We start from the raw sequence: 12,081 nt of genomic DNA on the forward strand, positions 1-12,081 counted from the left end.
AGCACGCCCGCGTCGCCGGTGACGACCCACCCGTCGACCAGCGTCTTCGCCGTGGCCTCCGGCATGTTCCAGTACTCGACCATCGCCGCCGGCGTACGCAGCCAGACCTCGCCGACCTCGCCGGCCGGCAGCGGGTTGCCCTTGTCGTCGGCGACCTTGACCTCGAAGCCCGGGTAGGGGCGCCCGGCCGCCTGCATCTTGCCGCTCTCCGGAGTGTGGTCGGCCGGGGGCAGACAGATGGCCGTGTTGCCGGTCTCGGTCAGGCCGTAGATCTGGGCGAACTCGCAGCCGAAGCCCTCGATGCAGCGGGCCAGCAGCGCCGCCGAGATGGGCGCGCCGCCGTAGACCACCTTGCGGAGCGAGGCGAAGTCCGCCCTGGTGACGCCGGGCTCCACCAGCAGCAGCCGCAGCATCGCGGGCACCAGGATGGCGGTGGTGACGCGCAGCGTCCTGATCAGCTCGACCGCGCCCGCCGTGGTGAACTCGCGCATCACCACGTTGGGCACGCCCGCGACGAAACCCTGCGTCGCCCACCACAGGCCGCCGATGTGGAACCCGGCCATCCCGACGAGGCTGACGTCGCCCGGGCCCCAGTCGAGCCAGTTCAGCTCGGCCGAGGCCAGCGCGTCGCGGACGGCGAAGAAGCTGCGGTGGGCGAGGACGACGCCCTTCGGCAGGCCCGTGGTCCCGCTGGTGTACATCTGCACCAGCGGCGTGTCCGGGGTGACCCTGGTCAGGACGTTCGCGTCGGGCTGGGCCGACACCCAGGCCGCGAAGCCGGCCCGGGCCACACCGCCGGAGTCCAGCGCGACCACCTGTCGCAGCATCGGCAGTTCCGGCGCCAGCTTCTCGGCTACGACGGCCGAGTCGGCGTCGACGAACAGCAGGGCGGCACCCGAGTCACGCAGGATGTGCTCGACCTCGCCGGCAGCCAACCGCCAGTTGATCGGCACCAGCACCACACCGGCCTTCGCCGCCCCGAAGAAGAGGTCGTAGAAGTGCTCGGACTCCCTGCCCAACCAGGCGATACGGTCACCAGGACGCAACCCCGCCGCCTGGAGACCACGCGCCACCTGATTGCTGACACGATGCAGGGTGGCATAGTCGACGCGCCGGCCCTCGCAGATCATGGCGACGGCGTCCGGCTGCTGGGCGGCGTGCCTGCGCGCCACGTCGACGAGCGTGCGCAACTGAACAGTCACCGGGTCCTCCTCAGTGGGCGTACGGATGGGGGCGACTCACGCCGCGTCAGCCGCGAGACGCATACCGGGCGGGTTGACCAGAGCCATCCGCACCTCGCCCTCGGCGATGCCGCCGTTGTCGTCCCAGAAGCGCCAGGGCATGTCGATGATCTGGACCGGCTTGCTGCGGTTGCGCTCGCTGAACTCCGCGAAGACCACCTCGCCCCGGAACGACGACGAGTCGATCGGCCGCCGGAACTTGCTGGAGAAGTGCGTGATGAGCATGTCCGGGAGCTGTTTGGCCCAGTAGTCGTCCATCGTCCACGCCGACAGCGCGGGGACGGCCTGCTCCTGGACACTCTTGGCGACCAGGTAGTAGTAGAGCTGGTTGAAGCAGATGTTCACCTCGACGGAGTTGAGGTGACCGGTGTCGTCGATGTAGCACGGGTACGGGATGGCGAACTCGCCCTGCGCGCTCGCCAGCCCGTTGGCCGCGGTGAGAGTCGCGGACTTCAGGTACTGGGTCTTCGCACCGGCGTACGGACGCAGGACGTCCGCCAGCAGTACCGGGTCGTTGGCAAATGTCGCCCGCCCGATCGGCGCGCTGTTCTTGACCGGCGATGTTGTCATCGCTATTCCTCCTTTGCGCACGAGTGCGAAATTGAACGTAATCGGCGCGTGTCCATCACCCGGTAACAGTGGAAGAACTGGCCGCGCGGGCCCGGCCGACCAATCGGTCCAGCAGCATGTCGGAGGTGAGCGACAGGTCGGTGAGCAGTGGTTCGGTCGACAGCAGGGCCAGGTGCATCGCCTGGATCCGTTCCGAGGGCTCGATGCCGAGTTCGCCCAGCATCCGTCGCCGGAACCGCCGGTAGACCTCCAGCGCCGCCGGCGTACGGCCGGAGCGGTGCAGCGCGAGCATCAGCATCGCGTGCGCCGACTCGTGCAGCGGGTGCTCGACGACCAGCGACGCGAGTTCGGAGGTCGTCTCCCGGTGCCGGCCCAGGCACAGGTCGGCGTCGATCCTGGTCATGTACGCGTAGAACCGGCGCTCCTCCAGCCGCGCCGCCTGGGCGCGCAGCTGCGGGCCCCACTGGCCCTGGTGCACGACGTTGCCGCGCCACAGCGCCAGCGACCGGCGCAGGTGCGCTCCCGCCTGCTCGTAGTCTCCCGCGCGCATCGCCGCGGTGCCCGCCGTGACCAGGTCGTCGAACTCGAAGATGTCGAGCTGCTTCGGGTCCACCCGCAGCGTGTAGCCCCCGGAGCAGGTGAGCAGGACCTCCCGCGCGACGTCCTCGACGGACCCGCCGAGCACCCCCCGGAAGAGCTTGCGCACCTTGAACATGTACGTCTGGAGGGTGGCGTGCGCGGTGCGCGGCGCCCCCGAGCTCCACAGCTCCCGGACGAGCACCGACGCGCCGACCGGCTGGTTCGCGTTGAACAGCAACGCGGACAGGACCAGCCGCAGCTTCGGCGCACTGGGCGCGATGTCCACCCCGTCGTACCGGATGACGAGCGGGCCGAGCAGCTCGAACCGCACGCCGGCGAGCGGATTCTCCGCCGGCCGACGCGCCGGCGGTGCGGCCGGTGGCAGGTCGGGGCTACGCCCGGTCCCCGGTGCGGGGCCGGTCGCCGACTCCAGCAACGCGGCGAGGAGTGTCAGTTTCTCCTCGTGCGACATCGAACCCAGTTCCGCAAACTTGGTAACCATTTCGCCGACCTCGCTATCAATCGGATCCACCGCACTTTCCACCGCCGACGAGTGGCGTCGGCGTACTGGATCCGCGACGGGAGCGACGATTCCGACCAGGGGGAGTCAGGACAGGCTTCCACGCTATTCCCAGCGAGGGTCGAGCCGATAGTGACCGCGTCATGGACCGACGTGACCAAACGAGGGGCCACCCTGTGACGGCGGCACTTGCCCGCAGCCCGCGCCGCCGGGAGGCTGACTGGAGGCACGCTGGAGCGCCGCTGGAGTGGTGCTGGTCGAGCAGGGGGCAGCCATGTCGGATGGGGACGCGCAGCTTCGGGTCGGGTTCAGACGACACCTGAGGACCCACGTCGTACGCGGAGACGCCGTCTACGTGCTCTCCGAGCGCGGTGCCACCTCGGTCAGCGGCGCACACGTGGAGGCCCTGGCGCCGCTGCTCGACGGCACCCGTGGTCTCGCCGAACTCGTCCGGGACAGTCCACCCGGGATCTCGTCGGCCGAGATCGGCACGGTCGTCCGGCGGCTCGTCGACGCCGGCCTGGTCACGTTGCGGCCCGCGGCGCAGGCGACCGCCGGGGAGCCCGCGCTCGCGTACTGGGAGGCGGCGGGCCTGGACGCCACCGCGGCCGTACGGGCCACGGCCGCCGCCCGGGTGGAGCTCGTCCACGTCGGCGGCGACCCGGTGGGCGCCGGGGCGGCAGAAACCGCGCTGCGGGCGGCAGGATTGACGGTGACCCAGGTTTCCGGGAACTATTCGGGCTCCCCCGCCGACTTATCGATTGTGCTCTGTGCGGACTATCTCGACGAGGGGCTGGCGGCCGTCGACGCCGCGCATCGCGCCGCGCGCCGGCCCTGGCTCCTCGCGAAGCCCGGCGGCGCACAGGTGTGGGTGGGGCCGGTGTTCGACCCCGCCGCCGCGACCGCGTGCTGGCACTGCCTGGCGCACCGGCTACGCGGGCACCGTCAGGCCGAGACGCGCCTGCGCGCCGTCGCCGGGCCCGGCACGGAGGTCACCGCTCCCCCCGTGTCGCTGCCCCCGCTCGGCGCCGCCGCCCTGCACCTGGTGGCGCTGGAGGCCACCAAGTGGACGGCCGGTCTCCGCCACGACGGGCAGCGCGCGGTGTGGACGCTCGACAGCCTCACGATGCACGGCACCCACCACGAGGTGCGCGCGCGGCCGCAGTGCCCGGAGTGCGGCGATCCCGGCATCGAGCGCGACCGGGCCTTCCGCCCGGTGCCGCTGCGCAGCCGGCCGAAGGCGTCGCGCTCCGGCGGCAGCCACCGCGCCCTGCCCCCGGAGCGGGTGCTGCAGGACTACGGGCACCTGGTGAGCCCGGTCAGCGGCGTGGTCAAGGAGATCAGCCGCGACGGGCGGGGCCCGGCCTTCCTCAACTCGTTCCGCTCCGGGCCGAACCTGGCGATGACGACGCGCAGGAACGCCGAGCAGATGCGCTTCGCGCTGCGTGCCGAGAACGGTGGCAAGGGCGTCACCCCCCTGCACGCCGAGGTGAGCGCGCTCTGCGAGGCCGTCGAGCGGCACAGCGCCTACTTCCACGGCGACGAGGCCCGCGTCACGGGCAGCTACGCCGAGCTGGCCGGCACCGCCATCCACCCCGACGAGTGCCTGCTGTTCGACGAGCGCCAGTACGCCGACCGGGCCCGCTGGAACGCCACCTGCTCGCCGTTCCAGTACGTCTGCGCGCCGTTCGACGACGCCGCCGTGACGAGCTGGACGCCGGTGTGGTCGCTCACCGGGCAGCGGCACCGGCTGCTGCCCACCTCGATGCTCTACTTCAACGTGCCGGAGGAGCACGGCGGCGCGTCGCTGTGCGCGGACTCCAACGGCAACGCCGCCGGCAGCAGCCTGGAGGACGCCCTCCTCCAGGGCCTGCTGGAGCTGGTCGAACGCGACGCGGTGGCCCTGTGGTGGTACAACCGCACCCAGGCTCCCGCGGTCGACCTGGACAGCTTCGGCGACCGCTGGATCGACGAGCTGCGCGAGGTCTACGCGGGCCTGCACCGCGAGGTCTGGGTCCTCGACGTGTCGTCGGACGTGGGCATACCCACCATGGCCGCGCTGTCCCGGCGCACCGACAAGCGGTGCGAGGACATCATGTTCGGATTCGGGGCGCACCCGGATCCGCGTGCGGCCTTGGTCCGCGCGCTCACCGAGATGAACCAGTTGATGCCGACCGTGGCGGAGGTCGGCGGCGACGACGACGGCGGGTACGGCTGGTCCGATCCCGACGCCGTACGGTGGTGGCGCACCGCCACCTGGGCCGGGGACGCCTACCTGCGGCCCGATCCGGCGGTGCCGGCGCGCCGGCTCACCGACTACCGCCACGCCCCGACGGACGACCTGCTGTCGGACGTCCGCTCGGTGCAGCACAGGCTGGAGGCGCTGGGGCTCGACGTGCTCGTGCTCGACCAGACCCGTCCGGACGTCGGGCTCCCCGTGGTGAAAGCCATCGTGCCGGGGATGCGCGGCTTCTGGGCGAGGTTCGCGCCGGGCCGGCTCTTCGACGTCCCGGTGCAGCTCGGCAGGCTCGACCGTCCCACGGAGTACGAGAACCTCAACCCGATACCACTTTTCGTGTAGAGCGGGCGCACGCGGCGTCACCGCCACGCCCGTCGAGGAGCCAGGTTGCCATCCGACGCCGACACCTCCCGCCCCGGACCGAGCCTGTCGCTGTGGTCCTTCCGGGACGACGTGACCATCGAGACGGCTGAGGACGGCGGTCTGACGGTCCTCAGCCGCTGGGGCGACGTCCCGGTGGGCCGTCCCGCGCCCTCGGTCGAGGAGGTCCTGCACCGGATGACGTACGGGCCGGTCGCGCTCGGCAACGTCGCCGGGTTGGACGCGCGTGCCCTCAGGTCGGTCTTCGACCGGCTGCCGGGCCGGATAGTCCGCTCCCTCGGCTCGCGGGACTCGCCGGTGCCGCTGCTGTCCGTGCAGCCGGTGTCCCCGCTGGGGGTGCTGGAGCTGCCGGAGGTGGCCGGGGACCGGCCGTTGCGGCTGTCCCGGTTCGCGTTCGCGCACCAGCGCGACGGCGAGCTGGTGATCGAGTCCCCGCTGTCGCACCACCGGGTGGTGCTGCACCGGCCGCAGGCGGCGCTGGTGCTGGGCGCGCTTCCCCGCGCGACCACCATCGTGGAGGTCGCGCGGAGGGTCGACCTGGCGCTGCCGGTCGTGGCCGACGTCGTCGCCCACCTCGCCGGCGCGGGCATGGTCGTCCTCGGCGAGGACGGCACGTCGGTGTTCCGCGAGGACACCGATCCCACGCTGCTGCTCTGGTCGCCGTACGACCTGTTGTTCCATTCGCGCAGCCGGCTCGGCACCCACGACGAGCCCGCCGGCGCGACGTTCCGGCACGTCGCGACCCTGCCGCCGCCGGCCGCCGCGAAGCCGGCGCCCGACGGGCCGCGGATCCCGATGTACCGCCCGCCCGCGTCGGTCCCGCACGGGATGACCCTCACCGAGGCCATCGACGGCCGCCGCTCCGTGCGGACGTTCGCGGACGCGGCTCCGTCCGCCCGGGAGCTCGGGGAGCTGCTGTTCCACGCGGCGCGGGTCCGGATGCAGGCCACGGCCACCGCGCCCGACAACGTGCGGTACACGGTGACGCGGCGTCCGTACCCCAGCGCGGGTTCGCTGTACGAGCTGGAGCTGTACCTGACGGTGGACCGCTCGCCGGACCTGCGGCGCGGCATCTACCACTACAGCCCGGCCGAGCACGCGCTGACGCTCGTCAACGCCACCCCGGCCGACGTCGACGAGCTGCTCGACAACGCGCGCGTGTCGATCGGCGGCCGGCGGCCTCCACCGGTGCTGATCACCATGACGGCGCGCGTGGGACGACTCTCCTGGGTGTACGACAGCATCTCCTACGCCACCACCCTGAAGCACGTCGGCATGCTCCAGCAGACGCTCTGCCTCGTGGCGACGATGCTCGGCCTCGCCACGAGCGCCCTCACCATGGGCGACGCCAGGGTTTCCGCGTCGGCGTTCGGGCTCGACTGGCCGGCGGAGGTCGGAGTCGGCGAATTCGCCATCGGACTACCCGAAAACGACATTTCCTGTAACGAGGAGTATCTGGGCGTACACGGAATGTAAATGAGCCGATCGGCCTATGGTAAATGGCTTTGCAGCAGTTCACGCGAAGGCGCGGAAAAAGAGCATTCATGATACGTGCGGACGCGTGATAGAACGGGGTTAATTGCGCCGGCCCGACAGGGGATGCCAAGTTGATCAAGGTGTTGTTGGCCGAGGACATGCACATGGTCCGCGATGCGCTGGTCGCGTTGCTCAACCTCGAGCCGGACATCGAGGTCGTCGCCGCGGTCGCCTCGGGCACGGAGATCCTGCCCATGGCGCAGCGGTTCCGGCCCGACGTCGCGGTCATCGACATCGACCTGCCGGGCAAGGACGGGCTCTCCGCGATCGGCGACATCCAGGCCCACCTGCCGGAGATCCGCACCCTGGTCCTGACCGCGCTCGGCCGGCCCGGCACCCTGCGCCGGGCGCTGTCGGCCAAGGCGACCGGCTTCCTGCTGAAGGACGCCCCGACCGAGCAGCTGGTCGACGCGATCCGCAGCGTCGCCGCCGGCCGCCGGGTCGTCGACAGTCAGCTCGCGATGTCGGCCTGGGACAGCGCCGAGTGCCCGCTCACGGCGCGCGAGACCGAGGTCCTGCGCCTCACCGCGGAAGGGCTCCAGGCCGTCGACATCGCGGCCCAGATGTTCCTGTCAGTCGGGACCGTCCGCAACTACCTCACGACGATCGTCAACAAGCTCGCCGCGCGCAACCGCGTCGACGCCATCCGCCTCGCCCGGGAGGCCGGCTGGCTGTGACCGGGACGGCTGGTGACGCTCCTGGCGCAGCGGCACCTCGGCGTGCAGCCGGAACCGGTCCGGCTGCTGCTCGACCGTCAGCGATCCGCCGATCTCCTGGGCGCGTACGGACAGGTTGCGCAGGCCGTTGCGGCCGCTGCTCGGATCCCTGGGCGGCCCGACGGCCAGGTCGTCGTTGACGATCTCGATCCAGGCGTCGTCCTGCGTCTGGCGGATGGTGATGTCACAGCGCCTGGCCTTGCTGTGCCGCAGGATGTTGGTGACCCCCTCCCGCAGCACCGTGGCGAGCACCGTGCTCACCTGGACCGGCAGGTCGAGGTGGTCGCTGTCCAGCCGCACCTGGATGTCCGCGGCGCTGAGCACCGACACGGCGGAGCGGCACTCCTCCTCCAGCGACAGTTCGCGGTAGCCGCTGGCGACGGTCCGCGCGTCGGAGAGGGCGACCCGCGATATCTCCAGGATCTCCAGCAGGTGGTCGCTCGCCTCCTGCGGGGACTTCTCCATCAGCCGGTGCACCAGCTCGATCTTGAGCGAGATCGCGGAGAGGCTGTAGCCCAGCAGGTCGTGCAGGTCGCGGGCGAAGCGCAGCCGCTCGCGCAGCACCGCCATGCGCGCGATCTCCGCGCGGCTCTCCTGCACCTCGACGACGAGCGCGGTCAGCCGGGACAGCCCGTACACCACGAGCCCCGTCGTGACGGTGGAGATCGCGGTGTAGAGCATGTCGATCGGCGCGCGGGTGAACAGCCACTGGGCGAGGGCCATCGACAGCACGATGAAGGAGAAGGCCGTCCAGGCCGGGATGGCCCGCAGCACGAGCAGCACGCTGCCGGCCAGGAAGCCCGGCATGCCGACCCACGCCTGGCCGAAGATCAGGATCGGCAGGTAGACCAGCGCCGCCTGGGCCGCCAGGAGGCCGAAGCCCAACGGCGACCGGAGGCGCCCGTGGTCCCGGCCGTACCACAGCAGCTGCATGGCCATCAGGGCGGCGATGCACGTGAACGACAGCGCGATGGCGACCGGGCCGACCGGCAGGAACATGACGTGGAGGAAGCCGATGAGACTGATGCTGGCGAAGACGGCGGTGACGACGCCCATCGCGAGACGCGGCGCCGGTAGCGGCGCGGCCCCTTGCGATGATGAGCGCCCTGATGTGACGGTGAGGTTCACGGCAGCAGCGCTCTCGTGTGCTCTAGCGCAGCCGGTGTACGTCCCGAGGCCAACTCGCCCCGTACCTCGTTCGGCCGGCCCCCCGCCGACCGCGATGCCCGCTGGCGGGCGTCGGTCCAACAACCACGGCACACTCTCCCCAGTGATCGACCCGACGGCGGGAATGGTCCTCGTCAGCCCGCGCGAGCCCGTGCGGGCGAGCGGACGCCCACCCGGCGCCCAAAGCCCACAGAGTTGTTACGCAACGCAAACGTTTTTGAACAGATTCCCGACCGCGAATTGCGATGTGCCCCTACGGACACCTTCCCCCTTGAGGGTCGACCCTTCCACAAAAAAATGACGATCGTCAAGCACTCACCCCTACCCACGGCAGCGCGAAAGGGTCCTAATCGATGCTAGGGAACATTTGCCACCGTCACGTCATATCCTCTAGTCGGGACATTTGACGCGGTGACCACCGCGGGCCGCCGGGGCAGCGCCGGACGCGGTCGCGGAGCCGGTGCCAGCACCGACGCGAGGTCGCGGCGGGCCCGCGCGACGCGGGAGCGGATCGTGCCCACGGGGCAGCCGCACAACTCGGCCGCCTCCGCGTATCCGAGGCCGACCACCTGGGTCAGTACGAACGCGGCGCGGCGGGCCGCGGGCAGCGTACGCACCGCGAGGTTGAGCGCGACCGTGTCGTCCGGGCCGGGCAGGTGGTGGGCCCGCGACCGCTCCGCGCTGGCCTGCCAGTCCGGGACGGACACGGTCCGGGGCCGGCACGCGGCAGCGCGGAAGTGGTCGGCGGCCACGTGCCGCGCGATGGCCAGCAGCCAGGCCCGCGCGTGGTGGCGCCCGGTGAACTGGTGCGCGCTGCTCAGCGCGCGTACGAACGTCTCCTGCGTCAGGTCCTCGGCGTCGGCGTGCCCCACCAGGTAGACCAGGAAGCGCCAGATGTCACGCTGCGTGCTGCGGACGAGCGGGTCCCCCGCGGAACGGTCGCCCCGCCCGACGGCCAGGACCAGAGCCGTTACCGCGCTTTCTCCCAGTGACTCCGACATGTATTCACGTTATCGGTCCCGAATGCGGGGAAGAACGGCTTCCAGTGGTAGTCCAGCCGACCTCATCGCCGGGAACCAGAATTCGTTGGAACCATCTGACCAGGGTGCTTCGCATGGCGGGGATCGCGCGGGCGGGACGGCTGCGCACGGGCGCGGGCAGACACGGCGACGGGGCCGCCGTCGGACGTACGCCCGACGACGACCCCACCTGCGCGCCGCCGCACACCGCGGCGCGGACGCGTCCGCCGACCCCTCGACTCAGCCGGCCCGGGCCAGCGGCCGGGCACCGTACGTGACGCGGACGACCCCGTCGTCGTGACGTTCCGTCTCGGCGGTGACCCCGAAGACCCCGGAGAGCACCTGGGGCGTGAGCGCCTCCAGCACCGGCCCGGACGCGACCACCTGCCCGCGGTCCAGCACGACGAGGCGGTCGCAGCTGCGCACCGCGAGGTCCAGGTCGTGCAGCACCGCCAGCGTGGTGACCGCCAGCGTGTGCACCAGTTCCAACAGCTCGAAACGGGCCCGGATGTCCAGGTGGTTGGTCGGCTCGTCGAGCACCAGCAGCTGCGGCTGCTGGGCGAGCGCCCGGGCGAGCAGCACGCGCTGCCGCTCGCCGCCCGACAGCGAGCCGTAGATCCGCTCCGCGTGCCCCAGCATGCCGGTGCGCTCCAGCGCGTCGGCGACGATGTCGTGGTCATCGGTCGTCTCGCGGGCGAACACCCCCTTGTGCGGCGTACGGCCCAGCGCGGCGACCTCCCGCACGGTCAGCCCCGGCGGGGTGGGGCTGTTCTGCAACACGGCGGCGGTGCGCCGCGCGGCCGCCCGCGCCGACAACGACCAGACGTCCTCCTCGCCGAGCAGCACCTGCCCGCCGGCGGGCCGGACCGACCGGTAGATGGTCCGCAGGAGCGTGGACTTGCCGCTCCCGTTGGGACCGATCAGGCCGACGACCTCGCCGGGCGCGACCTCCATGCTGACGTCGCGGAGGATCGGCGTGGCGCCGATGGAGACACACACCTGCTGCACCTGAAGCTTCATGAGTGGGACAGGCTCCTATCCCGGCGCATCAGCCAGATGAAGAACGGTGCGCCGAAGAGGGCGGTCAGGATGTTGAGGGGCAGCTCGTTCGGCGGATCGACCGTCCGGCACAGCAGGTCGACGATCACGAGGTAGACCGCGCCGACGAGCGCGGCGAGGGGCAGGACCCGGCGGTGGTCCACGCCGAACGCGAGCCGCACCAGGTGCGGCACCATCAACCCGACGAAGCCGATGCCCCCGGCCACGGCGATGAGCACGCCCGCGAGCAGCGACGTCAGGACGATCGCCACGATCCGCAGCCGCTTGACGTCGATCCCCAGGGCGGTCGCCGACTCGTCGCCGGTGACGAGCGCGTTGAACTGCCGGGCGTACAGGGTCAGCAGCAGGGTCACCGCGAGGACGACCACGCCCGCGACCTGGAGTTGCTCCCAGCGGGCGCCCGCGACGCTGCCGAGCAGCCAGAACATGATCTGGCGCATGTTGTTGGGCGTCGTCTGCAACTGGAGCAGGCTCGTGATCGAGGTGAACACGTAGCTGATCGCGACCCCCGCGAGCACGAGCCGGACCGGGTTGAGCCGGCCCTGCTGCTGCCCGAGGGTGAAGACCAGCGCCACCGCCAGCATCGCGCCGACGAACGCCGCGCCCGACACCCCGAGGCCGCCGGCCGCGCCCGCGCCCAGCGCCATGACGGTGACGGCGCCGACCGAGCCGCCCGCCGACACCCCGAGGATGAAGGGGTCGGCGAGCGGGTTGGCCACGAGGGCCTGCAACACGACGCCCGCCACCGCGAGCCCGGCGCCGCAGAGCGCCGCCAGCAGCACCCGGGGGATCCGGAAGGTCCAGACGATCTGGTCGTGGGCCGGGTCCACGTCGGCGGTCGAACCGGTCAGGTGCGCCCAGACGATCCGGCCGGTGTCACCGACGGAGACCTGCACCGACCCGACGGCCGCCGCGACGAGGACCAGCACGACCAGCAGTACGCCGAGCACGAGCAGACACAGCGGAAGGGGCGCGCCGTGCAGTGGGGCCGGGCGGGCGGCGGTGCCTTTCGGCGCGGCCGTCGCCCGGCCCTTCACGGAACGTGACATCGTGG

10 protein-coding genes are annotated in these 12,081 nt (G+C 71.5%); 3 read left to right on the forward strand and 7 right to left on the reverse strand.

The features are described 5' to 3' along the window. The 3 genes from ACTMS2_RS28780 to ACTMS2_RS28790 form a co-directional block, all read right to left on the reverse strand. A partial coding sequence (locus ACTMS2_RS28780) for an AMP-binding protein (RefSeq protein WP_441178188.1) occupies window positions 1-1,202 on the reverse strand: 1,202 nt, incomplete at its 3' end. A 36-nt stretch (window positions 1,203-1,238) separates the two neighbouring features. Next, window positions 1,239-1,811, reverse strand: a complete 573-nt coding sequence (locus ACTMS2_RS28785; protein WP_101414446.1) for an FcoT family thioesterase — start codon at window positions 1,809-1,811, stop codon at window positions 1,239-1,241. A 55-nt stretch (window positions 1,812-1,866) separates the two neighbouring features. Next, window positions 1,867-2,892: an AfsR/SARP family transcriptional regulator gene (locus tag ACTMS2_RS28790; protein ID WP_441178189.1), complete on the reverse strand. Its 1,026-nt coding sequence runs from the start codon at window positions 2,890-2,892 to the stop codon at window positions 1,867-1,869. Between the two features lie 292 nt (window positions 2,893-3,184). Between ACTMS2_RS28790 and ACTMS2_RS28795 the strand changes: the two genes are divergently transcribed. From ACTMS2_RS28795 to ACTMS2_RS28805, 3 genes are all read left to right on the forward strand, one after another. After that, on the forward strand, window positions 3,185-5,491 hold the full coding sequence (locus tag ACTMS2_RS28795) for a TOMM precursor leader peptide-binding protein (protein WP_441178190.1): 2,307 nt from the start codon (window positions 3,185-3,187) through the stop codon (window positions 5,489-5,491). Window positions 5,492-5,536: 45 nt separating this feature from the next. Continuing rightward, a complete protein-coding gene (locus ACTMS2_RS28800; RefSeq protein ID WP_441178191.1) occupies window positions 5,537-7,006 on the forward strand; it encodes a SagB family peptide dehydrogenase in 1,470 nt (489 codons plus the stop codon). A 140-nt stretch (window positions 7,007-7,146) separates the two neighbouring features. Then, the gene (locus ACTMS2_RS28805) at window positions 7,147-7,743 is read left to right on the forward strand and encodes a response regulator transcription factor (protein WP_441178208.1); all 597 of its coding nucleotides are present in this window, start codon (window positions 7,147-7,149) and stop codon (window positions 7,741-7,743) included. On the opposite strand, the gene ACTMS2_RS28810 is transcribed toward ACTMS2_RS28805, so the two are convergent. From ACTMS2_RS28810 to ACTMS2_RS28825, 4 genes are all read right to left on the reverse strand, one after another. Beyond that, complete coding sequence (locus ACTMS2_RS28810) at window positions 7,639-8,838, reverse strand: histidine kinase (RefSeq protein WP_441178192.1); 1,200 nt, start codon at window positions 8,836-8,838, stop codon at window positions 7,639-7,641. The two genes, ACTMS2_RS28805 and ACTMS2_RS28810, sit on opposite strands and share 105 nt — an antisense overlap. Before the next feature lie 467 nt (window positions 8,839-9,305). After that, a complete protein-coding gene (locus ACTMS2_RS28815) occupies window positions 9,306-9,950 on the reverse strand; it encodes a sigma-70 family RNA polymerase sigma factor (protein ID WP_441178193.1) in 645 nt (214 codons plus the stop codon). 258 nt (window positions 9,951-10,208) lie between these two features. Then, the gene (locus ACTMS2_RS28820; protein WP_441178194.1) at window positions 10,209-10,988 is read right to left on the reverse strand and encodes an ABC transporter ATP-binding protein; all 780 of its coding nucleotides are present in this window, start codon (window positions 10,986-10,988) and stop codon (window positions 10,209-10,211) included. Then, window positions 10,985-12,076: a FecCD family ABC transporter permease gene (locus ACTMS2_RS28825; protein ID WP_441178195.1), complete on the reverse strand. Its 1,092-nt coding sequence runs from the start codon at window positions 12,074-12,076 to the stop codon at window positions 10,985-10,987. The genes ACTMS2_RS28820 and ACTMS2_RS28825 overlap by 4 nt, the downstream gene beginning before the upstream one ends. Window positions 12,077-12,081: the final 5 nt, after the last annotated feature.

The organism is Micromonospora sp. SD12, assembly GCF_052068495.1.
GTDB lineage: Bacteria > Actinomycetota > Actinomycetes > Mycobacteriales > Micromonosporaceae > Micromonospora > Micromonospora echinofusca.

Bases quoted from the DNA above. Each gene is read 5' to 3' on its own strand.
- ACTMS2_RS28785 (WP_101414446.1), bottom strand. From the start codon at position 1,811: ATGACAACATCGCCGGTCAAGAACAGCGCGCCGATCGGGCGGGCGACA.
- ACTMS2_RS28790 (WP_441178189.1), bottom strand. From the start codon at position 2,892: ATGGTTACCAAGTTTGCGGAACTGGGTTCGATGTCGCACGAGGAGAAA.
- ACTMS2_RS28795 (WP_441178190.1), top strand. From the start codon at position 3,185: ATGTCGGATGGGGACGCGCAGCTTCGGGTCGGGTTCAGACGACACCTG.
- ACTMS2_RS28810 (WP_441178192.1), bottom strand. From the start codon at position 8,838: ATGGGCGTCGTCACCGCCGTCTTCGCCAGCATCAGTCTCATCGGCTTC.
- ACTMS2_RS28815 (WP_441178193.1), bottom strand. From the start codon at position 9,950: ATGTCGGAGTCACTGGGAGAAAGCGCGGTAACGGCTCTGGTCCTGGCC.
- ACTMS2_RS28820 (WP_441178194.1), bottom strand. From the start codon at position 10,988: ATGAAGCTTCAGGTGCAGCAGGTGTGTGTCTCCATCGGCGCCACGCCG.
- ACTMS2_RS28825 (WP_441178195.1), bottom strand. From the start codon at position 12,076: ATGTCACGTTCCGTGAAGGGCCGGGCGACGGCCGCGCCGAAAGGCACC.